This is a genomic window from Streptomyces sp. CA-179760 (assembly GCF_050937045.1).
Classification (GTDB): domain Bacteria; phylum Actinomycetota; class Actinomycetes; order Streptomycetales; family Streptomycetaceae; genus Streptomyces.
Genome location: NZ_JBNJLZ010000001.1, coordinates 7,218,479 through 7,242,646, shown reverse-complemented (window position 1 = coordinate 7,242,646; position 24,168 = coordinate 7,218,479). Strand labels below are relative to the sequence as shown.

General features: G+C 71.3%; 23 protein-coding genes and 1 pseudogene. 8 read left to right on the top strand and 16 right to left on the bottom strand.

The window, feature by feature from the left end; genetic code table 11:
• Window positions 1–111: 111 nt before the first annotated feature.
• On the bottom strand, window positions 112–1,026 hold the full coding sequence (locus tag ACQEV8_RS32980) for an adenosine kinase (protein WP_432967473.1): 915 nt from the start codon (window positions 1,024–1,026) through the stop codon (window positions 112–114).
• A 260-nt stretch (window positions 1,027–1,286) separates the two neighbouring features.
• Here ACQEV8_RS32980 and ACQEV8_RS32975 point away from each other — a divergent pair, with 260 nt between their 5' ends.
• Together ACQEV8_RS32975 and ACQEV8_RS32970 are read left to right on the top strand one after the other, a co-directional pair.
• Window positions 1,287–1,958 (top strand): potassium channel family protein, encoded by a 672-nt coding sequence (locus ACQEV8_RS32975; protein WP_432967470.1) that lies wholly within the window; start codon window positions 1,287–1,289, stop codon window positions 1,956–1,958.
• On the top strand, window positions 1,958–2,635 hold the full coding sequence (locus tag ACQEV8_RS32970; protein WP_432967467.1) for a potassium channel family protein: 678 nt from the start codon (window positions 1,958–1,960) through the stop codon (window positions 2,633–2,635). Before ACQEV8_RS32975 ends, ACQEV8_RS32970 begins: the two co-directional genes overlap by 1 nt.
• A gap of 63 nt (window positions 2,636–2,698) precedes the next feature.
• On the opposite strand, the gene ACQEV8_RS32965 is transcribed toward ACQEV8_RS32970, so the two are convergent.
• The 8 genes from ACQEV8_RS32965 to ACQEV8_RS32930 form a co-directional block, all read right to left on the bottom strand.
• Window positions 2,699–3,430 carry a DUF3159 domain-containing protein gene (locus ACQEV8_RS32965; protein ID WP_432967464.1) on the bottom strand — a complete coding sequence of 244 codons (732 nt, stop codon included), beginning with the start codon at window positions 3,428–3,430 and terminating at the stop codon, window positions 2,699–2,701.
• 3 nt (window positions 3,431–3,433) lie between these two features.
• Window positions 3,434–3,832 carry an OB-fold nucleic acid binding domain-containing protein gene (locus tag ACQEV8_RS32960; RefSeq protein ID WP_432967461.1) on the bottom strand — a complete coding sequence of 133 codons (399 nt, stop codon included), beginning with the start codon at window positions 3,830–3,832 and terminating at the stop codon, window positions 3,434–3,436.
• A 144-nt stretch (window positions 3,833–3,976) separates the two neighbouring features.
• Entirely contained in the window at window positions 3,977–4,660 is a 684-nt protein-coding gene (locus tag ACQEV8_RS32955; protein ID WP_432967458.1) for a response regulator, read from the bottom strand.
• Window positions 4,657–7,200, bottom strand: a complete 2,544-nt coding sequence (locus ACQEV8_RS32950) for an ATP-binding protein (protein WP_432967455.1) — start codon at window positions 7,198–7,200, stop codon at window positions 4,657–4,659. Before ACQEV8_RS32950 ends, ACQEV8_RS32955 begins: the two co-directional genes overlap by 4 nt.
• Before the next feature lie 131 nt (window positions 7,201–7,331).
• Window positions 7,332–8,498 (bottom strand): alginate lyase family protein, encoded by a 1,167-nt coding sequence (locus ACQEV8_RS32945; RefSeq protein WP_432967452.1) that lies wholly within the window; start codon window positions 8,496–8,498, stop codon window positions 7,332–7,334.
• A 182-nt stretch (window positions 8,499–8,680) separates the two neighbouring features.
• A complete protein-coding gene (locus ACQEV8_RS32940) occupies window positions 8,681–9,430 on the bottom strand; it encodes a DUF3710 domain-containing protein (RefSeq protein ID WP_215118086.1) in 750 nt (249 codons plus the stop codon).
• A 1-nt stretch (window position 9,431) separates the two neighbouring features.
• Window positions 9,432–10,001 carry a dUTP diphosphatase gene (gene dut, locus ACQEV8_RS32935; RefSeq protein ID WP_382832370.1) on the bottom strand — a complete coding sequence of 190 codons (570 nt, stop codon included), beginning with the start codon at window positions 9,999–10,001 and terminating at the stop codon, window positions 9,432–9,434.
• A gap of 59 nt (window positions 10,002–10,060) precedes the next feature.
• Window positions 10,061–10,645, bottom strand: coding sequence for a PaaI family thioesterase (locus ACQEV8_RS32930; protein WP_432967448.1), 585 nt, complete (start codon window positions 10,643–10,645; stop codon window positions 10,061–10,063).
• A 58-nt stretch (window positions 10,646–10,703) separates the two neighbouring features.
• Between ACQEV8_RS32930 and ACQEV8_RS32925 the strand changes: the two are divergent.
• Window positions 10,704–11,170, top strand: a pseudogene (locus ACQEV8_RS32925) (DUF3093 domain-containing protein).
• 45 nt (window positions 11,171–11,215) lie between these two features.
• Here the strand turns inward: ACQEV8_RS32925 and ACQEV8_RS32920 are convergent.
• From ACQEV8_RS32920 to ACQEV8_RS32905, 4 genes are all read right to left on the bottom strand, one after another.
• Window positions 11,216–12,202, bottom strand: coding sequence for a hypothetical protein (locus tag ACQEV8_RS32920; RefSeq protein WP_432967445.1), 987 nt, complete (start codon window positions 12,200–12,202; stop codon window positions 11,216–11,218).
• 13 nt (window positions 12,203–12,215) lie between these two features.
• Window positions 12,216–12,512 carry a DUF4193 domain-containing protein gene (locus tag ACQEV8_RS32915; RefSeq protein ID WP_003993510.1) on the bottom strand — a complete coding sequence of 99 codons (297 nt, stop codon included), beginning with the start codon at window positions 12,510–12,512 and terminating at the stop codon, window positions 12,216–12,218.
• A gap of 406 nt (window positions 12,513–12,918) precedes the next feature.
• Complete coding sequence (locus tag ACQEV8_RS32910; RefSeq protein ID WP_432967442.1) at window positions 12,919–14,151, bottom strand: sensor histidine kinase; 1,233 nt, start codon at window positions 14,149–14,151, stop codon at window positions 12,919–12,921.
• A 6-nt stretch (window positions 14,152–14,157) separates the two neighbouring features.
• On the bottom strand, window positions 14,158–14,811 hold the full coding sequence (locus tag ACQEV8_RS32905) for a response regulator transcription factor (protein ID WP_016432179.1): 654 nt from the start codon (window positions 14,809–14,811) through the stop codon (window positions 14,158–14,160).
• Between the two features lie 424 nt (window positions 14,812–15,235).
• Between ACQEV8_RS32905 and ACQEV8_RS32900 the strand changes: the two genes are divergently transcribed.
• The gene (locus ACQEV8_RS32900; RefSeq protein WP_432967438.1) at window positions 15,236–15,409 is read left to right on the top strand and encodes a hypothetical protein; all 174 of its coding nucleotides are present in this window, start codon (window positions 15,236–15,238) and stop codon (window positions 15,407–15,409) included.
• A 119-nt stretch (window positions 15,410–15,528) separates the two neighbouring features.
• Here the strand turns inward: ACQEV8_RS32900 and ACQEV8_RS32895 are convergent, their stop codons facing one another.
• The gene (locus ACQEV8_RS32895) at window positions 15,529–16,344 is read right to left on the bottom strand and encodes an inositol monophosphatase family protein (protein WP_432967435.1); all 816 of its coding nucleotides are present in this window, start codon (window positions 16,342–16,344) and stop codon (window positions 15,529–15,531) included.
• 8 nt (window positions 16,345–16,352) lie between these two features.
• Window positions 16,353–17,480, bottom strand: coding sequence for a ferrochelatase (locus tag ACQEV8_RS32890; RefSeq protein WP_432967432.1), 1,128 nt, complete (start codon window positions 17,478–17,480; stop codon window positions 16,353–16,355).
• Between the two features lie 169 nt (window positions 17,481–17,649).
• Here ACQEV8_RS32890 and ACQEV8_RS32885 point away from each other — a divergent pair, with 169 nt between their 5' ends.
• The 3 genes from ACQEV8_RS32885 (at window position 17,650) to sepH (ending at window position 22,163) form a co-directional block, all read left to right on the top strand.
• On the top strand, window positions 17,650–18,891 hold the full coding sequence (locus ACQEV8_RS32885; protein ID WP_432967429.1) for an MFS transporter: 1,242 nt from the start codon (window positions 17,650–17,652) through the stop codon (window positions 18,889–18,891).
• On the top strand, window positions 18,851–20,170 hold the full coding sequence (locus tag ACQEV8_RS32880; RefSeq protein ID WP_432967426.1) for a D-arabinono-1,4-lactone oxidase: 1,320 nt from the start codon (window positions 18,851–18,853) through the stop codon (window positions 20,168–20,170). The genes ACQEV8_RS32885 and ACQEV8_RS32880 overlap by 41 nt, the downstream gene beginning before the upstream one ends.
• 943 nt (window positions 20,171–21,113) lie before the next feature.
• A complete protein-coding gene (gene sepH / locus ACQEV8_RS32875) occupies window positions 21,114–22,163 on the top strand; it encodes a septation protein SepH (RefSeq protein ID WP_432967423.1) in 1,050 nt (349 codons plus the stop codon).
• 79 nt (window positions 22,164–22,242) lie between these two features.
• Here the strand turns inward: sepH and ACQEV8_RS32870 are convergent, their stop codons facing one another.
• A complete protein-coding gene (locus ACQEV8_RS32870) occupies window positions 22,243–23,094 on the bottom strand; it encodes a sulfurtransferase (protein ID WP_432967420.1) in 852 nt (283 codons plus the stop codon).
• A gap of 252 nt (window positions 23,095–23,346) precedes the next feature.
• Between ACQEV8_RS32870 and ACQEV8_RS32865 the strand changes: the two genes are divergently transcribed.
• Window positions 23,347–24,144 carry a VOC family protein gene (locus ACQEV8_RS32865; RefSeq protein WP_432967417.1) on the top strand — a complete coding sequence of 266 codons (798 nt, stop codon included), beginning with the start codon at window positions 23,347–23,349 and terminating at the stop codon, window positions 24,142–24,144.
• Window positions 24,145–24,168 lie beyond the last annotated feature (24 nt).

The following is a 24,168-nucleotide window of genomic DNA, read 5'->3' as shown; positions in this document are numbered from 1 at the left end:
TCCCGGCCGTTGTCGACCCCGGAGGTCCCATGCACACGCCCGCAGAACTGATCGGCGCCGCGGCCACCGTCATCGCCCTCGGAATCCTGACTCTCGCGAGCGTGCGCAGCATCAGCCGCCGCTGACCAGGCCGGCGACCCGGGCACACAGTTCCGCCCGCCCGACGCTGTCGGCCCGGGTCGACGGCACCGTGCAGGCGTACGCCCCCGCCACCGTGCCGTACAGGGCGCAGCGGCGGGGCGGCTCGGCGTTCAGCCAGGCGTAGAGGAACGCGGCGGCGAAAGCGTCGCCCGCGCCATTGGAGTCGACGACCGGCGCCGGGGGTGTCGCGGCGGGTACGTGGGTCAGCTCGCCGTCGGCCAGCAGGTAGGCCCCGTCGGCCCCGGCGGTGGCGACGACCACCCGGGCCCTGCCCCGCTCGGTGATCCGCCGCATGGTGCGCTCCGGGTCGGCCAGGGCCGCGCTGGACAGGAAGACCAGGTCGGCCTGGTGCGCGAAGGCCTCGTGGTACGGGTTGGCCCCGTCCCAGTCGTGCAGGTCGGTCGAGACGGTCACGCCCGCCTCGCGCAGGGCGGTCAGCGCGTGGCCGCACGGCTGGGTGATGACGACGTGGGCGTGCCGGCTGACGGTGGCCAGCTCCCGGACGGTCGCCTCGGGCAGCCGGTCCGTGTCCGCCGCGCGCGTGGCGTCGTAGAGGGAGAGCCGCCTGCCGTCGGGGCCGACGAGGTTGACCGCGCGCTTGGTGCCGAGCGGCTGGGGGACGGCGGTGAGCGCGATGCCGCGGTCGCGGTGCAGGGCCCGGACGAGGTCGCCCTCGGGGTCGTCGCCCAGCATGTCGAGGTGGTGGGTGCGCAGGCCCAGCGCGCTCGTCCCGAGGGCGACGAAGTCTCCGCTCTGGCCCGCGCGCGTCACGATCCCGGGCCGGATCATGTGGCTGTCGGCGAGCGGCACGGGCAGCTCGGGCACGTGCACGATGGTGTCCACTCCGGCGCCGCCCAGGACCAGGACGTCGATCTCGGTGCTCATCACGAGTTCCTCCTCGGCCGAAGGCCCGCCCGAAGCCGGGGCAGGGCCCTCGGCAACCCCCTCGACTTTGCCGATACGTTGGAGTCGGGCAGTCGAACGCGGCACCGCCCCCGCAGGGCATCATGGCCTGATTCCCCCGGCATGATGTTGCCCGGCGGTCCGCACGCAGGCCGCGATGTGATGCCCGGCGAGCCGAGAGAGAGACATGATCACAACATTCATGAAGGTCAGAGGGCCTGCAGGAAGCGCGGTGTGACGCGATGCATATTGTCATCATGGGTTGCGGGCGGGTGGGCTCCGCCCTGGCCCAGAACCTGGAGCAACAGGGCCACACGGTCGCCGTGGTCGACCAGGACCCCACCGCCTTCCGCCGCCTGGGGTCCTCCTTCGGCGGCCGCCGGGTCACCGGGGTCGGCTTCGACCAGGACACCCTGCGGGAGGCCGGCATCGAGGAGGCCGGCGCCTTCGCCGCCGTCTCCAGCGGTGACAACTCCAACATCATCGCCGCACGCGTGGCCCGCGAGATGTTCGGCATCGAGAACGTCGCCGCACGCATCTACGACCCCCGCCGCGCCGAGGTCTACCAGCGTCTGGGCATCCCCACCGTCGCGACGGTCCGCTGGACGGCCGACCAGATGCTGCGCCGGCTGCTCCCCTCGGGTGCCGAGCCGCTGTGGCGCGACCCGACCGGCGGCGTCCAGCTCGCCGAGGTGCACGCCTCCACCGCCTGGGTCGGCCACAAGATCAGCCGGCTCCAGGAGGAGACCGGCGTGCGCGTGGCGTTTCTGACCCGGCTCGGCGAGGCGGTCCTGCCCACCTCGCAGACGGTGCTGCAGGAGGGCGACCTGGTGCACGTGATGATGCGCGCCGACGAGGTCGACAAAGTCGAGGCGGCATTCGCCAAGGGTCCCGAAGAGGAGGGCGGTCACTGATGAGGGTCGCCATTGCCGGAGCCGGCGCGGTCGGCCGCTCGATCGCGGGCGAGCTGCTGGAGAACGGCCACGAGGTCCTGCTCATCGACAAGGCGCCGACGGCCATCTCGGTCGAGCGCGTCCCGCAGGCCGAGTGGCTGCTCGCCGACGCCTGCGAGATCACCTCCCTGGACGAGGCGGCGCTCCAGCGCTGCAACGTCGTCATCGCCGCGACCGGCGACGACAAGGTGAACCTGGTCGTCTCGCTCCTCGCCAAGACGGAGTACGGCGTTCCGCGGGTGGTCGCGCGGGTGAACAACCCGAAGAACGAGTGGCTCTTCAACGAGTCCTGGGGCGTGGACGTAGCCGTCTCCACGCCGCGTCTGATGTCCGCCCTGGTCGAGGAGGCGGTGAGCGTGGGCGACCTGGTCCGCCTGCTCCGCTTCAGCCACGGCGACGCCAACCTGGTCGAGCTGACCCTGCCGGAGGAGTCGGCCCTGGCCGGCACGCAGGTCGGCGACGTGGAGTGGCCCGAGGACACGTCCCTGGTCACGATCATCCGCGGTACCCGGGTGCTGACCCCCTCCAGGGAGGACTCCCTGGAGGCGGGCGACGAACTCCTCTTCGTGGCCGCGCAGGCGCGTGAGGAGCAGCTGGAGGACCTGCTGTCGGTGCGCAAGGACAGCGCGGCGAGCTGAACTGAGCAAGCAGGAAGGGGCGTCCCGAGTGCTCGGGACGCCCCTTCCTGCTTGCTCCGGAGGTTACTGCTCGGCCGACCGGGCGGCAGCCTCCCGCTCCCTCTCCTCGGCGGCCTTCTCCTCCGCCTCCATCTCCGCGAACACATCGATCGGCGCGGGCGCCTTCGCCAGGAACACCCAGGTCAGCCACACGGCGAGCAGGAACGGCGGGATCTTCAGGGCGATCAGCACCCAGCCCAGCTGCGTGGTGTCGGCCCACCAGTACAGCGGGAAGAGGATCGCGCACTTGGCGAGCAGGATCGCACCCCACGCGTAACTGGCCTTGGCATAGGCCTTCTTACGGCCGGGGTTGCGCGTGCGCCAGGAGAGGTTCTCCTTGAAGACCGGGCCGAGCATCAACCCGATCAGCGGGACACCGCACAGCGTGGTGACGATGTACGCGAGTCCGAGGCCCAGCGTGTAGAGCATGCCGGGCAGGTAGAAGTCCTTGGCGTTGCCGGTCATCATCGCGAAGACGACACCGAAGGCGACACCGAAGACACCGCTGAAGGCGTGCTTGACGGTGTCCTTCATCACCAGCCGGACCACGACCAGCACCAGCGACACGGCCAGCGCCGCGATCGCCGACAGATGCAGATCCTTGTTGATCGTGTAGATGCTGACGAAGAGCAGGCCGGGCAGCACCGTCTCGACCATGCCCCGGACGCCGCCGAACGCTTCGAACAGGGCGGCCTCGGTCACCGCCCGGTTGTCGTCCGCAGATGTCTCTTCGGTCGGCTTGTCGAGCGACGTCACCGGCTACTCCCGTCCGAGGGGTCTCAGTTCGTACTTGGGGTTGAACAGCACCCGGCGGCCCCGGCTCATCGAGATCCGGCCGGATGCGATCAGCTTGCGCCCCGGTTCTATGCCCACGATGGAGCGTCTGCCGAGCCACACCACGTCCAGCGCGGCGGAGCCGTCGAACAGCTCGGCCTCCAGGGCCGGGACTCCCGCGCGCGGCCGCAGGGTGACCGTGCGCAAGGTACCAGTAACCGTCACTACCTGCCGGTCCTGACAGTCTCCGATCCGGATACAGCCGGTCGTCTCGGTGTCCTCCCGCAGCTCCTCGGACTCCAGGTCCTCCTGCGACGAGGAGAGCCGGTCGAGCATGCGCCGGAACCGGCCCGCCGGCTTCTGCGAACGAGGAACAGCACTCATGACTAGAGCGTACCGGGGCCCGCTGACAGCCACGCAGCCCTGTGGCACGGGCCTTACCTCTCGAAGCGGTAGCCCATCCCCGGCTCCGTGATCCTGCGTCCCCCGGGGGCCAACCCCCGGACCCCCGGCCGTGTGCCGAACCGCTCACTTCTCGAACCGGTATCCCATCCCCGGCTCCGTGATGAAGTGCTTCGGATGCGAGGGGTCCGCTTCCAGCTTCCGCCTCAGTTGTGCCATGTACACGCGCAGATAGTTCGTCTCCGTCCCGTACGACGGCCCCCACACCTCCTGGAGCAGCTGCTTCTGCCCGACCAGGCGGCCGCTGTGGCGCACCAGGACCTCCAGCAGATGCCACTCCGTCGGCGTCAGGCGTACGTCCTTCCCGGCGCGGTTGACCTTCTTCGCGGCCAGGTCGACGGTGAACTCGTCGGTCTCCACGATCACGTCGTCCTCACCTCCTCCGGCCGGCTCGGCCCGGCGTACCGCGGCCCGGAGCCGGGCCAGCAGCTCGTCCATGCCGAACGGCTTGGTCACGTAGTCGTCTGCACCCGCGTCCAGCGCCTCGACCTTCTCGTCGGACGAGTGCCGGGCGGAGAGCACCAGGATCGGCACCCGCGTCCAGCCGCGCAGCCCCCTGATCACCTCGACACCGTCCAGGTCGGGCAGCCCGAGGTCGAGGACGACCACGTCGGGGTGGCGGGCGGCGGCGAGCTGGAGGGCGGTGGCACCGTCATGGGCCGCGTCGACCTCGTACTTGCGTGCCCTGAGGTTGATCACGAGAGCGCGCACGATCTGGGGCTCGTCGTCGACCACCAGGACGCGGGTCATGAGGCCTGCCTTTCGGGTTCTGCCGCGTGGAGCGGTTCCGGGCGTGTTCCCGCCGCGCGGAGGGTGAGGACCATGGTGAGCCCGCCGCCGGGCGTGTCCTCGGCGTCGAGGGTGCCGCTCATGGCCTCGGCGAAGCCCCGCGCCACCGCGAGCCCCAGGCCCACGCCGGCGCCGCGCGGGGCGTCGCCGTAACGCTGGAAGGGTTCGAATATGCGGTCCTTGGCCTCGTCGGGGACGCCCGGCCCCCGGTCGACCACCCGCACCTCCACCCGGTCGGCGAGCGCGCTGGCGGCGACCAGCACGGGCGAGCCGGGCGGGCTGTACTTGACCGCGTTCTCGACCAGGTTGGCCATCGCCCGCTCCAGCAGCCCCGGGTCCACGGCGACCATCGGCAGGGTCTCGGGCACGTCCAGGCCGGCGCTGCCCTCGGGCACCCCGCCGAGCGCCATCGGCACCACCTCGTCGAGGTCGATCTCGCGGATCAGCGGGGTGACCGTGCCGGTCTGGAGGCGGGACATGTCGAGGAGGTTGCCGACGAGGTGGTCGAGGCGGTCGGCACCCTCCTCGATGCCCTCCAGCAGTTCCGCCTGGTCCTCGTCGGACCACTCGACGTCCTCGGAGCGCAGGGAGGACACGGCCGCCTTGATTCCGGCGAGCGGGGTGCGCAGATCGTGGCTGACGGCGGCCAGCAGCGCCGTACGGATGCGGTTGCCCTCGGCGAGCGCGCGGGCCCGGTCGGCCTCCTCCTGGAGCCGGCGGCGGTCCAGTACGACGGCGGCCTGGGCGGCGAAGGCGGCCAGTACCCGGCGGTCCTCGGCGGGCAGCACGCGGCCGGTCATCGCGAGCGCCATATGGTCCCCGACCGGCATGTCCACGTCCGCCTGCTCGGGCCGCTCCACGGGATGCCCCTGCCCGACGCGGCCCGCGCAGGTCCACGGCTCGACATCGCTCGCCCGCTCCAGCAGGGCCGCCGACTCCATGCCGAAGGTCTCCCGGACGCGTTCCAGCAGGTCCTCCAGGCCGGTCTCGCCGCGCAGCACGTTGCCCGCGAGGAAGGACAGGATCTCGGACTCGGCCCGCAGCCTGGCCGCCTGGTGGGTGCGGCGAGCCGCGAGGTCGACCACGGACGCCACCGCCACACCGACGGCCACGAAGATCACGATGGCGACGATGTTCTTCGGGTCGGCGATGGTCCACCGGTGCAGCGGCGGTGTGTAGAAGTAGTTCAGCAGCAGCGATCCCACCGCCGCCGAGGCCAGCGCCGGGAGCAGCCCGCCGAGCAGGGCCGCCGCGACCGTCAGCGCCAGGAACAGCAGCATGTCGTTGGCTAGGCCGAGGTCGACGGTGTTGAGCAGCGCCGCCAGGGCCGGCGGTCCGCCGACGCCGACGATCCAGCCCCACACCCGCCGGGAGCGCCCGAGGCGGGCGTCCCGGGCCACCGGCAGTCCGCGGCCCTTGGCGACCTCGTCGTGGGTGACGATGTGCACGTCGAGGTCGGGGCCGGACTCCCGGGCGACCGTCGCGCCGACGCCGGGCCCGAAGACGTACTGCCAGGTCTTGCGGCGCGAGGAGCCCAGCACGATCTGGGTCGCGTTCACTCCGCGGGCGAAGGCGAGGAGGGCGGCCGGTATGTCGTCGCCCACGACGTGGTGGAAGGTGCCGCCGAGGTCCTCGGCCAGGGTCCGCTGCATCGCCAGTTCCTTGGGCGAGGCCGAGGTCAGTCCGTCGCTGCGGGCTATGTAGACGGCGAGTACCTCGCCGCCGGCGCCCTTCTCGGCCAGCCGGGCGGCGCGGCGGATCAGCGTCCGGCCCTCCGGGCCTCCGGTCAGGCCGACGACGATCCGTTCGCGCGAGCCCCAGATCCTCGACACCCGGTGCTCGCTGCGGTACTGGGTGAGATAGGCGTCGACCCGGTCGGCCACCCACAGCAGCGCCAGCTCCCGCAGGGCGGTCAGGTTGCCGGGCCGGAAGTAGTTCGACAGGGCCGCGTCGACCTTGTCCGGCTTGTAGATGTTGCCGTGGGCCATCCGCCGCCGCAGCGCCTCGGGCGACATGTCGACGAGCTCGATCTGATCGGCCCGCCGCACCACCTCGTCCGGCACGGTCTCCCGCTGCCGCACCCCGGTGATCGACTCGACGACGTCGCCGAGGGATTCCAGGTGCTGGATGTTGACGGTCGAGATCACGTCGACGCCGGCCGAAAGCAGTTCCTCCACGTCCTGCCAGCGCTTGGCGTTGCGGGAGCCGGGGACGTTCGTGTGGGCCAGTTCGTCCACCAGGGCGACCGCGGGGGCGCGCCGCAGGACGGCGTCGAGGTCCATCTCGGGGAAGACTCCGCCGCGGTACTCCAGCTGCCTGCTCGGTACCTGCTCCAGGCCGTGCAGCATCACCTCGGTGCGGGGCCGGTCGTAGTGCTCGACGAAGGCCACGACGCAGTCGGTGCCCCGCTCGACACGTCGATGCGCCTCGGAGAGCATCGCGTACGTCTTGCCGACGCCCGGTGCCGCACCGAGGTAGATCCGAAACTTGCCGCGTGCCATGGCCTCATTGTCTTCCGGTCCGCTGCCTGCGCAGCGTCGACCTTACGGCCAGCAATTGCGACATTCGGGTGCCGGGCGCGGCTCCGGGTCCGTCCTTGACGGAACTCTGACGCGCCCGGCGGGTCAGAGCCTCACGCGGGATTGTCGCCGTGGCTGAGGGTCTCCCAGGCGACGAAGAGGTTGTTGCTCCCGGCCGGGCGGCCGCGCAGGGTCAGCGTCTCGGTGTTGGTCATGGCGTGCCCGAGACGGTTGGCCAGGGCGTTGTGGCCGACCTCGGGGACCGGTCCGAGCCCGAGCTTGAGCGAGCCGCCGCACAGCCGGTCCGGGGCGGCGGCGCCGAGCTGATACTTGGCGTGGAAGCCGAGCCCGTGCCGCAGCCGCTCGCCCACGTCGGTGCCGTAGAGGTCCTGGCCCTGGATCCGGCTGGTCTCGGCGACGTGCGAGATGGCGGAGAGGCCGTAGCCGGTGTGGGTGAAGTCCCGGCAGGTCTCCTGGCTGAGCCCGTCGACGAAGGTCGACTGCCCCTGCCAGTACCGGACGATCTTCTCCCGGGTGTTCAGGTTCTGGCTCGGCACGGTCTTCGGCAGCTCACCGTCGGAGGCCAGGTAGACGTAGGCGGCCGTACGGGTGCGGAACTTCGCCATGGCCTTGTCGTACGACGTCTTGTCCTCCAGGAGGACGGAGATGCCGACGGCGGCCTCCATCATCGACAGTTCCCAGTTCCCGTTGGAGTGGGAGCCGTTGATCACCTCGGGGAGGTAGACGTTGCGCAGCATGGTGGCGAAGCGGCCGGAGTTCGCCCAGGTCCCGGTGTAGGTGTGCTTGATGATCTCGGCGGCCTTGGGCCAGGAGGAGCCGGCCCAGCCGGTCTGCAGGGGCGCGTTGCTGTCGGTGTGGTCCCTGATCACGGCCGACCAGGCGTCCATCAGCTCGATCGCCTTGCGCGCGTGCCGTTCGTCGCGGGTGACGTACCAGGCGAGGGCCTGGGTGTAGGCGGCGATCGCGTCCTCGCGTTCGTCGGTGCAGCCGTGGTTGGGGTTGGAGTACGAACCGCACTCGACGACGGCCCGGGGCTCGGGCGTGCGGTTCAGGTCTGCGTACTTGCTCGCCATCATCCGGTCGAAGGCGCCCTTCCAGGGCTGGGCACCGGAGTTGACCTTGGAGCGGGTGAAGTCCAGCTGCCCCTTGGAGACGGTGACTCCGGGGTGGACGAAGGTTCCGGGAGCGGCGTCGGCGGGCCAGGCGAGGACACCGGCGACGAGGGCAGCCGCAGCCGTCAACAGAGCGGTTCTGCGCATAGATGAGGGCCTTCCGTTCTTGTACATGAACGCGAAGCTCCTTTATGAACAGACGCGTGGAACGGAGACGGTAGGTACAGACCAATACCCCGTCAAGGCTTCACGCATGAGCAGGCATGAGAAAGGGCCGCACCCCCTGGGGGTACGGCCCTGCTGTCTCTACGAGGCTGTCTCCGCGCGTCTCAGCGGACCTCGGTGATCTCCGGTCCGCGCTGGAGCTGGCCCATTCCGCCGGCGAAGCGGGAGCCCTCCTCCTGCTGGACGCCCTCAGGGACCATCTGGGCGTCGTTCGGCAGCTTCAGGACGATCGGGTCGCGGGGCGCCATCGGGCCCTCGCCCCGGACCACGACCGTGTCCCGGAAGATCTGCTCGAGCAGCCCGGCCGCCTGCGGCTGCACCGCGCCCTGGCCCGAGATGACCCCGCGCAGGAACCACCGGGGGCCGTCCACGCCGATGAACCGCACGACCTGGAAGCCGCCGGTGCCGTCCGGCAGCTGCACCGGCACCTGGGCCCGCAACTCCCAGCCCAGCGGCCCCTCGACCTCGTCGACGATGCCGCCCTGCTGGGTGATGCCCGAGCCGATCTCCTCGCGCACCTCGCCCCAGATGCCCTCACGCTTGGGCGCGGCGAAGCCCTGCAGCTGCACGGCGCTGTCCCGCAGCACGACTGTCGCCGCCACGATCGCGTCACCCGCGACCTCGACCCTGAGCTCCATGCCCTCGACGCCCGGCACGAACAGACCGCCCAGGTCGACCCGGCCCTCGGCCGGATCGTGGACCTCGGAGCTGTCCCAGGGCCCGTCGGGCCGCGGTGCCGGCTCGAGCCTCAGGCGCTCGCCCTCGTCCGCCTCACTGTCGACACCGTCGACGACCTGCTCGGTCTCGCCGGCCGCGTCTTCGGCGGCATCCCTATTCTTGCGACGTCCGAACACGTCACTGTCCTTCCCGGTCGGATACGACCGAAGCGTATCGATTCCCACCCGTCCGACCGCCCAAGGCGGCCTGACCGCTTGTGCCGCTCGTCCCGTCCACCGCCGCATGGCCTCCGGTGGACCCGAAGCCCCCCTCGGCCCGCGCCGAGTCGGGAAGTTTTGCCACCTCTTGGAAGCGAACCTTCTCGACCTGCTGGACTACCAGTTGGGCAATCCGGTCGAAGCGCTCGAACCGCACGGCCTCGCGCGGGTCGAGATTCACCACGATCACCTTGATCTCCCCACGGTACCCGGCATCAACCGTCCCCGGGGCATTCACCAGGGCGACGCCGCAGCGCGCGGCCAGACCGGATCGCGGGTGCACGAAGGCCGCGTACCCCTCCGGCAGCGCCACAGACACGCCCGTGGGCAGCACGGCCCGCTCGCCCGGCTCCAGTTGACACGCCTCGGTGGTGCGCAGATCGGCTCCCGCGTCGCCGGGCTGCGCATACGACGGAAGGGGTACGTCCGGGTCGACGCGCCGGATCAGCACGTCCAGGGGCTGCCGGCTCGCGGGGCTCGTGGGAGTCATGGGGCTTTCCGTGCTCGCGGGGTTGATGGCGTCGGTGAGGCTCACGGGGCTTTCCGGGCTCACGGGTTCACCTCGAAGGCGCGGGCGCGCCGGACCTGGTCCGGGTCGCTCATGGCCGCCTGGATCTCCTCCTGGCGGCCGTGGTCGACGAAGTGGTCGACCTTCACCTCGACGAAGAGCGCGTCGGCGCGCACGGCGACGGGCCCGTCGGGGCCTCCCACGCGTCCGGTCGCGGTCGAGTAGATCTTCCGCCCGGCCACCGCGGTCACCTCGGCCTGCAGGTGCAGCGTGGTGCCGACGGGCACGGGCCCCACGAAGTCGGTCTCCAGCCGCCCGGTCACAGCGATCGTGCGCAGCAGCCAGTTCAGCGAGCCGAGGGCCTCGTCCAGGGCGGTGGCGAGCACCCCGCCGTGCGCGAGACCTGGGGCGCCCTGGTGGGCGGGCCGCACGGTGAACTCCGCAGTGAGTGACACGCCCTCGCCGGCCCGCGCCTCCAGGTGCAGCCCGTGCGGCTGGTCGCCGCCACAGCCGAAGCACTGGCCGTAGTGCGCGCCGAGGAGCTCACCGGGCGCCGGAGCGTCCGGATGCCGCACCGGTCGCACGGCGTCGGCCGGAGGCTGAAGAGCTGCGGAAGTACGACTCACAGCCGGAGACCTTACCCGCGCGTCGGCCCGTTCCGGACACCGTGTCAAGCTTGGCTCCATGCAGCTCTCCGCCGCCCCGTACGAAGAACGCCTCACCGCCCCCGGACCTGGTGGCTGATCTCGTTCCTCGTCGGCGTCTCGATGGCCCTGATCCTGCTTCCGTTCGGCACGCTGCCCATGCTCGGCGGCCTGGCCGGAGGCACCGCGGTCGCGGCCGTCGCCGCGAGTTCGTACGGCGCGGTCCGCATCCGCGTGGTGGGCGATTCGCTGATCGCGGGCGAGGCGAAGATCCCGCTGGCGGCGCTGGGCGAGGCCGAGATCCTGGACGCGGAGGAGACCCGCGCCTGGCGCACGCACAAGGCCGACCCGCGCGCCTTCATGCTGCTGCGCGCCTACATCCCCACGGCCCTGCGCGTGGAGGTCACGGACCCGGAGGACCCGACTCCGTACCTGTATCTGTCCACGCGCGAGCCGGAGCGTCTGGCGGAGGCGCTGAGGGCCACGAAGCCGGCGAAGCCGGAGTAGTAGTACATCCGAGCGGGGCCTCACCCGACGGCGGACGGGCGGACTTCAGCGCCCGTCGTCGTGCTTGTCGTCCTTGTCGCCCTTGTCGCCCTTGTCGTCGCGTTCCGCGTCCGCGCGGCGGCCCAGAGGGTCGCTGGTGATCTCGCCCATCTCCAGGGCGTCCGCCGGACGTTCCAGCGTGGGAAGCGTCTCGAGAGCCTCCCAGGGCACCTGGAGCTCGCGCAGGTCCTTACGGATCCGCGCGGCGAGCTTTCTCGTCTCGCTGCGGTTCATGGCCGCCCCCACGGCGGCGCCCACCAGGAACGGGATCAGGTTCGGCATGCTGCGGACCATCCGCTTCATGATCCGCTGCCGCAGCTCCCGCTTCATGCGGCTGTTCAGCGCCACGCTCAGCGTCGACGGCTTGGTCGCGTCGATCCCGCGCTCCCCCGACCACGAGTCGAGGTAGGCCGTGCTGCGCTGCTTGAGGTTGCCGGGCGGCCGTACGCCGTAGACCTCGTGGAGTTCGGCGATCAGCTTCAGCTCGATCGCGGCGACGCCGGTGATCTCGGCGGCCAGTTCCGTCGGCATCGCGGGCGGCACGGGAAGCATCGCGGCCGCGCCGATGCCCGCTCCGACCGTCGCCGTCGCGCTCGCCGCGCCCGCCACGAGTTTGTCCGCGAGCTCTTCGGGCCCGAGGCCCGGGAACTGCCTGCGGAGCGCCGCCAGGTCCCGTACGGGGATCCGCGGCGCGAGTTCGATGATCCGGTCGGCGAGGTACGCGAGCCCCGCCCGGGCCCGGGCACCGCCCTTGCGGGCGCTCTCCCTGGCCCTCTCCCGGATCGTCCCCGCCCGCCGTCGGGCGACGGGTGCGGGGACATCCACGGACGCCGGGAGGTCACTCCGGTCCGCGGCCGATTCGAGCGAGGCCGCCCCCGTACCGGTTGGGCCTCGCTCGTCGTCACGCGCGCCGTACTGCGGGCCGTCCATCGGCCCTTCGTCCGCTTTCCGCTTGGAGAAGCGGCGCTTCCAGGGAGGGGTCGAGCCAGTCACGGCCGACCCGTCCTCAGTCGCAGTCGCGGCAGATCGGCTGACCGTTCTTCTCCCGGGCCAGCTGGCTGCGGTGGTGCACCAGGAAGCAGCTCATGCAGGTGAACTCGTCCTGCTGCTTCGGGAGCACCCGGACGGCCAGCTCCTCGTTCGAGAGATCGGCTCCGGGCAGCTCGAGGCCTTCGGCGGCCTCGAATTCGTCGACGTCCACTGCGGAAGCCGACTTGTCGTTCCGTCGAGCCTTCAGCTCTTCAAGGCTGTCCGAGTCAACGTCGTCATCGGTCTTGCGTGGAGTGTCGTAATCGGTTGCCATGGTCGCTCTCCCCCTCTGGGTGTCTGCGGTGTCTCCAGCGCACGTAACGCGTGAGAGGCCGGACTTGTGCCCGACCTGAGGCGGAGATTTTGCCTCACATCAAGGTCTGTTACTCAATCGACACCCAACCGGACTCCTCACGAGTGATCGGCTTGGATGGCGATGGGGACCGTACACGGTCCGAATGCCGCACCTCAAAGGCGTCTCACCCTGTACTTCCCGTGATCAAGACCCCCGAAAACCGGGATTTTCCCGGCTTTCCGACAGGACTCATGATCACGGAGAGTAGATGGCCTGAAAGGCGCCCCTGTGATCGATCACACACGGGGTGCCCGAGGTGAGGCCTCAGAAATTCCGCTCAAAGCGAACATCCCCGTGCACCGCCGAGTTGATCGGCGACATGATCTCAGATGGGCAGCGTGACTCGCATCACGAGCCCACCTCCCTCGCGTGGCTGGGCGTAGATGTGCCCGCCGTGCGCCCGGGCCACGGACCGGACGATGGACAGGCCGAGTCCGACGCCCTTGTCGCTGCCCGTGCGCTCCGTGCGCAGCCGCCGGAACGGCTCGAAGAGATTGTCGATCTCGTACGCCGGCACGACCGGGCCCGTGTTCGATACGACCAGGAGAGCCTGGCCGTGCTGGACCTCCGTGGTGACCTCGACCCAGCCGTCCTCGGCCACGTTGTAGCGCACGGCGTTCTGCACCAGGTTGAGCGCGATCCGCTCCAGCAGCACGCCGTTGCCCTGGACGACCGCGGGCTTCCGTTCGCCACGGATCCGCACGCCCTTGTCCTCGGCCTCACCGTGCACCTGGTCGATGGCCTGCGAGGCGACCTCGGCGAGGTCCACCGGCCCCCGCTCCACGATCTGGTTGTCGCTCCGGGCGAGCAGCAGCAGTCCTTCGACGAGCTGCTCGCTGCGCTCGTTGGTGGCCAGCAGCGTCTTGCCGAGCTGCTGGAGCTCCACCGGTGCGCCCGGGTCGGAGAGATGCACCTCCAGGAGCGTGCGGTTGATCGCCAGCGGCGTCCGCAGCTCGTGCGAGGCGTTGCCGACGAAGCGCTGCTGGGCGGTGAAGGCACGCTGCAGCCGCTCCAGCATGTCGTCGAAGGTGTCCGCCAGCTCCTTCAGCTCGTCGTCCGGGCCGTCCAGCTCGATCCGGCGGGACAGGTCGGAGCCCGCCACCGTGCGGGCGGTACGGGTGATGCGCCCCAGCGGCGACAGGACCCGGCCGGCCATGGCGTAGCCGAAGGCGAAGGCGATGACCGCCAGGCCCAGCAGGGCCAGGAGCGAGCGGCTGAGCAGGTTGTCCAGGGCGTGCTGGCGCTGGTCGTTGACGCAGCGGTTCATGGCCTCGTTGAACTCGCTGGGCGAGGCCTGGCTGGGCAGGTTGCAGATGTCGCTGGTGACCTTGCCCTCGACGATCTTGAACGGCAGCTCGCTGCCCACGTTCAGTGCCTGTGCGGCCAGCAGATAGATGATCGACAGCAGCAGGATGCCGGCGATCAGGAACATGCCGCCGTAGAGCAGCGTGAGCCGTATGCGGATGGTCGGGCGCAGCCACGGGATGGGCGGGGCGGGCCTTCTGGGATCCCAGGTGGGTTTCGGGGGCGCCTGCGGGGGCGCGGGAGTCGCTGCCACGGGGTATCAGATCCGGTATCCGGAGCCGGGGACAGTGACGATGACGGGTGGCTCGCCGAGCTTGCGGCGCAGGGTCATGACGGTCACGCGCACGACGTTCGTGAACGGGTCGGTGTTCTCGTCCCAGGCCTTCTCCAGCAGCTGCTCCGCCGAGACGACGGCGCCCTCGCTGCGCATCAGCACCTCCAGGACGGCGAACTCCTTGGGCGCGAGCTGGACCTCCTTGCCGTCGCGGAAGACCTCCCGGCGGTTGGGGTCGAGCTTGATGCCGGAGCGCTCCAGGACGGGCGGCAGGGGCACGCTGGTGCGCCGGCCGAGAGCCCGCACGCGCGCGATCAGCTCGCTGAACGCGAAGGGCTTGGGCAGATAGTCGTCCGCGCCGATCTCCAGGCCCTCCACACGGTCGCTGACGTCGCCGGAGGCCGTGAGCATCAGCACGCGCGTGGGCATGCCCAGCTCGACGATCTTGCGGCAGACGTCGTCGCCGTGCACGAGCGGGAGGTCGCGGTCGAGGACGACCACGTCGTAGTCGTTGACGCCGATGCGCTCCAGGGCGGCCGCACCGTCGTACACGACGTCGACGGCCATGGCCTCCCGGCGCAGTCCGGTGGCCACCGCATCGGCGAGCAGTTGCTCGTCCTCGACGACGAGTACGCGCACGTCCCTTGTCCTTCCTCATGTCCACCCGCGCAGCGCCTCACGGGCGCACGCGAGCAGGGGTCTTCCAGGTCTGCTGGTGTGTTGCCCTCCATCCTGCCCTTTTCGGCCATAAGTCGGAGGTAAGGCGGGTGAGGGAGGGGTCGGGCCCGGGTGTGAGCGCGGGGAATAGGAGATTTTCTCCTCCGGTTGGGTTTCCACGGAAGGGAGCTGGGGGAGGACGGCTTTACATCCCACGATCACACTCTGCTGGTACCGCGCCACCATGCGGTGCGCATCAGTCCGCTTTCCGCAGAGCGGGCGTGGGTGTCCGGCACCGCCGCCGCCCGGCTGAGCGGCGCTGGGCATCCACCGGAGGCGTGATCGTCCCTTCCGAACGGCACACCCCCGTGCCATCGACCCACGACCCAGGACGAGGGGGCGCAGCATGGACGCATTCACCGCAGGACTTCTGCAGCGCATAAGGACGACCGAGTCCGATCTGTCCCGGGCTCGCGACGAGGGCGACGACTTCCTCGTCGAAGTGGAGCAGGGCGAGCTCGACGACCTGCGCCGCCTCGCCGCCGAGCACGGTGTGGAGGTCGGCGCAGCGAGCGTCTGATCAAGGCGTACGAAGCGGGCCCCGGCGAATCCAGCGCCGGGGCCCGCTTCGTCGTCGAACGGGCTCGTTCACCCGGTGTTCAGCACGACGCGGGCCGTCGTACGCCGGTGGGGCCCTCCTCAGTCGTGCCAGGCTCCGAAGTCCTCCAGGAGGCGCTGGAGGGGTTCGAAGACACCCGGGGTCCCCGCGACTGCCAGATCACCGGACGGACGCTCTCCGGGGCGTCCACCGGTCAGGGCGCCCGCCTCCCGGGCGATGAGGTCACCCGCCGCCAGGTCCCAGGCGTGCAGACCGCGCTCGTAGTAGCCGTCCAGGCGTCCCGCGGCCAGGTCGCACAGGTCGACCGCGGCCGAGCCGCCGCGCCGGATGTCGCGCAGCAGCGGGATCAGCCGCCGGGCGACCTCGGCCTGGTGGGTGCGGACCTCGGCGACGTAGTTGAAGCCCGTCGAGACCAGCGCCTGGTCCAGGGGCGGCGCGGGACGGACGGCCAGCCGGCGCTCGCCGTCCCAGGCTCCCGTGGCCCGGGCACCGCCGCCGAGCACGGCGTGGAACGTCTCGCCGCGCATCGGGGCCGTGACGACTCCGACGACGGTCTCGCCGTCCTGCTCGGCGGCGATGGAGACGGCCCAGGTGGGGAGCCCGTACAGGTAGTTGACCGTGCCGTCGAGCGGGTCGATCACCCAGCGGATGCCGCTGGTGCCCTCCGTGGCGGCGCCCTCCTCGCCGAGGATGCCGTCGTCCGGGCGGCGCTCGGCGATCAGTCCGGTGATCAGCTTCTCGGCCGCGATGTCCATCTCCGTGACGACGTCGATGGGGCTGGACTTGGTCGCGGCGACCGCCAGGTCGGCCGGGCGCCCGTCCCGCAGCAGGGCGCCCGCACGGCGGGCGGCCTCCTGGGCGAGTTCGAGCAGGTCCGTGTGCAGGGGGTCGGTCACGGGGCTCCTCACGCGTAGGTGCTGTCGGCGCCCGCGGCGGCGGGCCGGGGGGCGCGGGCCGGGCAGCAGCCGACCGGGCAGAGGTCGTGGCTCGCCCCGAGGGCGCCGAGGGCACACGGGGTGACTTCCTGCCCGCGCTCGACGGCGGCCCGCTCCACGACGAGCTCGCGGACGGCGGCGGCGAACCTCGGGTCGGCGCCGACGGTGGCCGAGCGGCGCATGGGCAGCCCCAGCTCCTCGGCCTTCGCCTTGGCCTCCGTGTCGAGGTCGTACAGGACCTCCATGTGGTCGGAGACGAACCCGATGGGCGCGATCACCACGGCCGGGACACCGGCCGCGTGCCGCTCCTCCAGGTGGTCGCAGATGTCGGGCTCCAGCCACGGGATGTGCGGGGCGCCGGACCGCGACTGGTAGACGAGCTGCCAGGGGTGGTCGACGCCGGTGCGCTCCCGGACGGCGTCCGCGATCAGCTGCGCCACTTCCAGGTGCTGTCTGACGTAGGCGCCGCCGTCGCCGTGCTCCTCGACGGGCCCGGAGGTGTCGGCGGAGGCCGTCGGGATCGAGTGCGTCGAGAAGGCGAGGTGCGCCCCGGCCCGGACGTCCTCGTCGAGCTCGGCGAGGGACCGGAGCACCCCGTCGATCATGGGCTCCAGGAAGCCCGGGTGGTTGAAGTAGTGCCGCAGCTTGTCGATCTTCGGCAGCCCCAGGCCCTCGGCCTCCAGGGCGGCGAGCGCGTCGGCGAGGTTCTCGCGGTACTGGCGGCAGCCCGAGTACGAGGCGTAGGCGCTGGTGGCGAGGACCAGAACGCGGCGGCGGCCGTCGCGGACCATCTCGCGCAGCGTGTCCGTCAGATACGGCGCCCAGTTGCGGTTGCCCCAGTAGACCGGCAGGTCGAGGCCGTGGTCGGCGAAGTCCTTGCGCAGGGCGTCCAGCAGGGCGCGGTTCTGGTCGTTGATGGGGCTGACCCCGCCGAACAGGAAGTAGTGCTGCCCGACTTCCTTGAGGCGTTCCTTGGGGATGCCACGCCCTCGTGTCACGTTCTCCAGGAACGGGACCACGTCGTCCGGGCCTTCCGGGCCGCCGAAGGAGAGCAGCAGCAGGGCGTCGTAGGGGGTGACATCGCGCGCGTCTGGCATGGGTCGATCCTGCCACCCTGCACCGACACCCGGGAAACGGCGGGGTGACACCTGCGCGGCACCCGGGTCGGGACGGATCCGGGGCTGGGCCCGCACGGGTGCGACGGGTCGTTCCGGGCGTAAGCTGTGCCGACTGCGTTCGCAGCTTACTGAGCCCTCGGAGACCCCGTTGCCCAGCCCCTACCGCGCTCTGTTCGCAGCCCCAGGCTCAAAGGGTTTCTCCGCCGCCGGCTTCCTCGGCCGGATGCCGCTGTCGATGATGGGCATCGGCGTGGTCACGATGGTCTCCCAGCTCACCGGTCGGTACGGCCTGGCCGGTGCCCTGGCGGCGACCATCGCGCTGGCCGCCGCGGTGGCCGGACCGCAGGTCTCGCGGCTGGTCGACCAGCACGGACAGCGGCGCGTGCTGCGCCCGGCGACGCTGCTGTCGCTGACCTCCGCGGCCGTGCTGCTGTTCGCGGCGCACTACAGGTGGCCGGACTGGGTGCTGTTCGTGGCGTGTGCGGGGATCGGCTGCGTACCGAGCGTCGGCGCGATGGTCCGGGCCCGTTGGGCGGCCCTGTACCGGGGCACGCCGCAGCTGCACACCGCGTACGCCTTCGAGTCCGTGGTGGACGAGGTGTGCTTCGTCTTCGGGCCGATCATCTCCATCGGCCTGTCGACGGCCTGGTTCCCGGAGGCCGGTCCGCTGCTCGCCGCCTGTTTCCTCGCGGCCGGCGTCTTCTGGCTGACCGCGCAGCGCGCCACCGAGCCCGAGCCGCACCCGCGCGAGCGGCACGGCGGCGGTGGTTCGGCGATCCGCGCGGGGGGTCTTCAGGTCCTGGTGGCGACCTTCGCAGCGACGGGGGCGATCTTCGGGGCGGTCGACGTGGTCACCGTGGCCTTCGCCGACGAGGAGGGACACAAGGCCGCCGCGAGCATCGTCCTCGCGCTGTACGCCGCGGGCTCCTGTGTGGCGGGCATGATCTTCGGGCTCCTGCACTTCGCCGGGGCGCCCGAACGTCGGTGGTTGCTGGGCGTGTGCACCATGGCCGTGAGTATGATCCCCCTCCTACTGGTCGGAAACTTGCCGTTTCTGGCCGTGGCGCTGTTCGTTGCGGGTCTGTCCGTCGCTCCGACGATGGTCACGACGATGTCCCTCATCGAAGAGCACGTACCACGTGCGCAGCTCACCGAGGGCATGACCTGGGTGAGCACCGGGCTCGCGGTGGGGGTCGCACTCGGCTCCTCCGCGGCCGGCTGGGTGATCGACGCGGCCGGGGCGCGTGCCGGGTACGGGGTTCCGGCGGTGGCCGGGGCCGTCGCGGTCGCGGTGGGTTTCCTGGGATTCCGCCGGCTCAAGCGGCCGGCTCCGGGTCGGGGAGGCTCCGTTGAGCAGCACAGCGAACGGAAAGAACGGCACGTGGCGTAACTGGGGCGGCAACGTCTCCGCGCGTCCCGCGCGGCAGGTGACCCCGGCCTCCGTCGACGAGCTGGCCGCCGCCGTGCGGCGGGCCGCCGAGGACGGCCTCAAAGTGAAGGCCGTCGGCACCGGGCACTCCTTCACGTCCATAGCCGCGACGGACGGTGTGTTGATCCGTCCTCAACTGTTGACCGGCATACGCGGCATTGACCGCGACGCCATGACAGTCACGGTGGAGGCGGGCACCCCGCTCAAGAGGCTCAACATGGCCCTCGCGCGTGAGGGCCTGTCGCTCACGAACATGGGCGACATCATGGAGCAGACCGTCTCCGGGGCCACCAGCACAGGCACGCACGGCACGGGCCGCGACTCCGCCTCGATCGCCGCCCAGATCCGGGGCCTCGAACTGGTCACCGCCGACGGCTCGGTCCTCACCTGCTCCGAGAAGGAGAACCCGGAGGTCTTCGCGGCGGCCCGTATCGGCCTCGGGGCGCTGGGCATCGTCACCGCGATCACGTTCGCCGTCGAGCCGGTCTTCCTGCTCACGGCCCGCGAGGAACCGATGCCGTTCGACAAGGTCCTCGCCGACTTCGAGGAACTCTGGGCCGAGAACGAGCACTTCGAGTTCTACTGGTTCCCGCACACCGGCAGCACCAACACCAAGCGCAACAACCGCAGCGCGGGCCCGGAGAAGCCCGTGCCGCAGCTCCAGGGCTGGTTCGAGGACGAGTTCCTCTCCAACGGCGTCTTCCAGGTGGCCAACTGGGTCGGCCGCGCGGTGCCCGCCACGATCCCCGCGATCGCACAGATCTCCAGCAAGGCCCTGTCCGCGCGGAGCTACACCGACATCCCCTACAAGGTCTTCACGTCTCCGCGCCGGGTGCGCTTCGTGGAGATGGAGTACGCCGTTCCGCGCGCGGCCGTCGCGGACGCGCTGCGTGAGCTGAAAGCCATGGTCGACCGCTCAGGCCTGAGGGTGAGCTTCCCCGTAGAGGTGCGCACCGCTCCCGCCGACGACATCACGCTGTCCACCGCCTCCGGCCGCGACACCGCGTACATCGCCGTCCACATGTTCCAGGGCACGCCCTACCAGCGGTACTTCACCGCGGCCGAGCGCGTCTTCACCGCCCACGAGGGCCGTCCGCACTGGGGCAAGGTCCACACGAGGGACGCCGAGTACTTCTCCCGGGTGTATCCGCGCTTCGGCGAGTTCACGGCGCTGCGGGACCGTCTCGACCCTGATCGGCGGTTCCAGAACGACTACTTGCGGCGGGTTCTGGGGGCGTAGGCGACGCGCTGGGGGTTGTGCTATCGGGGCCCTCACTCCCCCCGTCGCTCGGCGTGGGCGCCGGGCCGGTCGCCGTGCCGGTGTCCTCGCCAGGAGAGGGCGAGGTTCTCTCCCCACCTCGCGGTGCGCCGGTGCCGGTGGCCTCGCCCGTGCCGGACGGCCTGGGCGTCGTGGTGTCGGCACCGGGCTCGGAGCCCCCGGGATCGCCGGCGGTCCCGGAGCCCTTCGAACCCCTGCCGCCCGAACCTCCGGAGCCCGACCCGGCCTTGCCGCCACCGGAGAAGCCGTCACCGACGGTCGTGCTGCGTCCGCCGCTGAGGCTGTGGCCCGAGGCCAGCTCGTAGGTAGTGATTCCGGCCATCGTGACACCGAAGACCGCGGCCGCCGCGAGCACCGGCCGCTTCCATCCCCTGACCCGGGCGCGGCAGACGGTGCCCTCTGCGAACTCGCCGGGCTCCGGAGGAGCTTGCCCCGCGGGCCCGGCCGGCGGCCTGGCAGGCACGGTCGTTCAACTGCACAAGAAGGGGACGGGCGGCCGAAACCGATAGTTCCGTTTCTGGTGATTACGTGAACTTCCCCACGTTCAAGATCACGAATTGGGGGCATGGGGCGACCAAGTCCCCCCTCTTGTCAGAAGTTGGGCGGCGCGCCAATCCACGCACGTGGCCCAAATGGAGTACTGTGGCGAGCCCTGGGTCCGGTCTCCCACCAGGGTGTACGGGGCCTTTAAGGACCGCCGGGAGGGGGCTAGTTGCACAGGGTGACAGAGTTCGTCACTTAGCGTTGCGAATAGGTAACCGTGCCATAACGGCGATCCAGGGCCCCCGCCCGACACGCCGGGCAACTCGGCAAGGTTGTGGCAGGCTGCACCCGGGCAGGCCACACTCGACTAGCGGAAGCAGCGACGCACGTGACGTCGGCAGGCACCACCCGGGAGGTCCCCATGCCCGAACTGCGTGTCGTGGCCGTCTCGAATGACGGCACACGGCTGGTGCTGAAGGCTGCGGACAGCACGGAGTACACGCTTCCGATCGACGAACGACTGCGTGCCGCCGTGCGTGGCGACCGTCCCCGCCTCGGCCAGATCGAGATCGAGGTGGAGAGCCACCTCCGCCCCCGCGACATCCAGGCGCGTATACGAGCCGGCGCGACCGCGGAAGAGGTCGCGCAAATGGCAGGCATCCCCGTCGACCGGGTACGCCGCTTCGAGGGCCCGGTGCTCGCCGAGCGTGCGTTCATGGCCGAGCGGGCCCGCAAGACCCCGGTCCGCCGCCCCGGCGAGAACTCCGGTCCGCCACTCGGCGAGGCCGTGCAGGAGCGGCTGATGGTGCGCGGTGTCGACAAGGACACCGTCCAGTGGGACTCGTGGCGTCGTGACGACGGCACGTGGGAGGTCCTGCTGGTCTACCGCGTCGCGAGCGAGCCGCATTCGGCGAGCTGGACCTACGACCCGCCCCGGCGGCTCGTCCAGGCCGTCGACGACGAGGCGCGCATGCTCATCGGCGAGACCGACGACCTGGCCGCGCCCGAGCCCAGCTTCCCGTTCGTCCCGCGGATCGCCCGGCTCCCGCGCGACCGGCCGCTGGACCGGCCCGCCGACCGTGAGCGGCCGGCCTTGCCCGCGCAGGCGTCCGAACCGCCCGAGGAGAGCACGACCGCCACGGGCGAGCGGGACTCGCTGACCAGCCTGCTGGAGGCGGTGCCGAGCTTCCGCGGTGACCTGGTGGTGCCGGAGCGCCCGACGCCGGAGCCCGAGGACGAGGAGCCCCTCATCGTCGAGCCCGAGGAGGAGGAGCCCCCGGCCCCCGCCGCCTCGGCCGGTTCCGCCTACGCGGACGTCCTCATGCCGCGCTCCGTCGGCAGCCACCGCGACCGGCTCATCGGTTCCACCGACCGCCAGGCCGAGGCCGACGGCGTCCGCCCGGGTCGCAGAGCCGCCGTCCCGAGCTGGGACGAGATCGTGTTCGGGACGCGGCGCAAGAAGCAGGAGTAGCCAGGACACCCGGCGTTGACGCCGACCGTACGGGCATGAGGGCCGCGCCTTCCGGACGCGGCCCTCTGTGCACGCCGAGTTACTGGGGATCCGGCCCCACCGCGACCGGCCGGTCCGGGTCCGAGGACCACTCCGACCACGACCCCACGTACAGCTTTGCCGGAATGCCCGCGACCGCCAGTGCCAGGACCTCATGGGCCGCGGACACCCCCGACCCGCAGTACACGCCGACCCGCGAACCTTCGGACACCCCGAGCCCCTTGAAGCGTTCCCGCAGCTCCTGGGCGGGGAGGTAGCGCCCGTCCGCCCCCACGTTCTCGGTGGTGGGCGCCGAAACCGCGCCCGGAATGTGCCCGGCCACCGGGTCGATCGGCTCCACCTCGCCCCGGTACCGCTCCCCCGCCCGCGCGTCCAGCAGCACCCCGGACCGCGCCAACTCCGCGGCGGCGTCGGCGTCGAGCAGACCCGTCGCGCCGGGCTCGGGCACGAAGTCACCCTCCACCGGCGCGGGCACCGACTTCTCCAACGCCCCCTCCCAGGCCGGCAACCCGCCGTCGAGGACCCGCACGTCCGGGTGACCCGTCCAGCGCAGCATCCACCACGCCCGGGCGGCCGCCCAGCCTTGGCCGCCGTCGTAGACGACCACCGGCGTCCCGGACGACACGCCCGCCCGGCGCATCGCGGCGCCGAAGTGCGCGAGGCCGGGCAGCGGATGCCGGCCGCCCTCGCCCGGCGCGGAGGCCAACTCCCGGTCCAGGTCGACGAAGACGGCCCCGGGCAGGTGCCCCCTCTCGTAGTCGGCCCGGCCGTCGTACGGCGGCTCACCCGCGGCCCTGGCCGCGGTGAGCTGCCAGCGGACATCGAGCAGGACCGGCGGGGCGGCGCCCGTCAGATCGTTCGCGAGGTCGGATGCGGAGATGATGGCGTTCATGGCCCCATCCTCGCGCACGGGGGTGGCCGAGCCGTCCGTGTCCGGCTACTCTGCTCGGCCGGACCGGGACGATCACGTGACGTACAGGGACGAGCACATGCTGTACAGCTGAACGACACGTGCCGACAAGCGCGCCGCCAGGGACAGTGCCCCGCACATCGGGCATTCTCCCGGACACGGGTCGCCCCACCGGGCGGGCCCCACAAGGGCTGCGGAGAGCACGGCCACCGCGAGGCCGAGAAGAGAGTGACGATGACCGACGCACGGGATTCCACCGGCCCGAACGGCGATGCGCCCGCCCGGCACACGCCCGGCACGCCCTGCTGGGTGAGCCTGATGGTGCACGGCCTGGCCGCGACCGAGGAGTTCTACGGGGCCCTGTTCGGCTGGGAGTTCCGCCCCGGCCCCCAGCAACTCGGCCCGTATGTACGTGCGCTGCTCGACGGACGCGAGGTCGCGGGCCTCGGCCGGCTGCCACCCGACCGTCAGCTGCCCATCGCGTGGACCCCCTACTTCGCCTCCCGGAACGCGGACTTGACGGCCGCGACGGTGCGCAGCCGAGGCGGCACGATCGGCGTCGGCCCACTCGACGCCTCCGACGCCGGCCGCCTCGCGATCGGCTCCGACCCCTCGGGCGCGGTCTTCGGCATCTGGCAGGCCGCCGCGCACCTCGGCACGGCCGTCTCGGGCATCCCCGGGACGCCCGCCTGGAACGAGCTGCTGACCTTCGAGTCGGCGAGCGTCGCCAAGTTCTACCAGACGGTGTTCGGCTACGAGGAGGAGCCGGTGGTCTCCGCCGGCTTCGACTACGTGACCCTGCTCCGCGACGGCGAGCCCGTCGCCGGCATCCACGGCCTGGGCCAGGCCCTGCCCCGCGACCGGGGGCCGCACTGGGTGACGTACTTCCAGGTCGCCGACGTCGGCGACACGCTGGACCATCTCGTCCACCTGGGCGGGCACGTCCTCAGGCCGGCCCACGACACCGCACACGGCCGGGTGGCGACCGTGGCGGATCCGGAGGGGGCTCGGTTCGCGCTGCTGCAGCGGTAGTGGCAGGGCTGACTTGTTGCCGGG

Bases quoted from the DNA above. Each gene is read 5' to 3' on its own strand.
- sepH (WP_432967423.1), top strand. From the start codon at position 21,114: ATGCCCGAACTGCGTGTCGTGGCCGTCTCGAATGACGGCACACGGCTG.
- ACQEV8_RS32865 (WP_432967417.1), top strand. From the start codon at position 23,347: ATGACCGACGCACGGGATTCCACCGGCCCGAACGGCGATGCGCCCGCC.
- ACQEV8_RS32950 (WP_432967455.1), bottom strand. From the start codon at position 7,200: ATGGCACGCGGCAAGTTTCGGATCTACCTCGGTGCGGCACCGGGCGTC.
- ACQEV8_RS32955 (WP_432967458.1), bottom strand. From the start codon at position 4,660: ATGACCCGCGTCCTGGTGGTCGACGACGAGCCCCAGATCGTGCGCGCT.
- ACQEV8_RS32945 (WP_432967452.1), bottom strand. From the start codon at position 8,498: ATGCGCAGAACCGCTCTGTTGACGGCTGCGGCTGCCCTCGTCGCCGGT.
- ACQEV8_RS32970 (WP_432967467.1), top strand. From the start codon at position 1,958: ATGAGGGTCGCCATTGCCGGAGCCGGCGCGGTCGGCCGCTCGATCGCG.
- ACQEV8_RS32960 (WP_432967461.1), bottom strand. From the start codon at position 3,832: ATGAGTGCTGTTCCTCGTTCGCAGAAGCCGGCGGGCCGGTTCCGGCGC.
- ACQEV8_RS32890 (WP_432967432.1), bottom strand. From the start codon at position 17,480: ATGCCAGACGCGCGCGATGTCACCCCCTACGACGCCCTGCTGCTGCTC.
- ACQEV8_RS32980 (WP_432967473.1), bottom strand. From the start codon at position 1,026: ATGAGCACCGAGATCGACGTCCTGGTCCTGGGCGGCGCCGGAGTGGAC.
- ACQEV8_RS32915 (WP_003993510.1), bottom strand. From the start codon at position 12,512: ATGGCAACCGATTACGACACTCCACGCAAGACCGATGACGACGTTGAC.
- dut (WP_382832370.1), bottom strand. From the start codon at position 10,001: ATGACTCCCACGAGCCCCGCGAGCCGGCAGCCCCTGGACGTGCTGATC.
- ACQEV8_RS32975 (WP_432967470.1), top strand. From the start codon at position 1,287: ATGCATATTGTCATCATGGGTTGCGGGCGGGTGGGCTCCGCCCTGGCC.
- ACQEV8_RS32870 (WP_432967420.1), bottom strand. From the start codon at position 23,094: ATGAACGCCATCATCTCCGCATCCGACCTCGCGAACGATCTGACGGGC.
- ACQEV8_RS32900 (WP_432967438.1), top strand. From the start codon at position 15,236: ATGGACGCATTCACCGCAGGACTTCTGCAGCGCATAAGGACGACCGAG.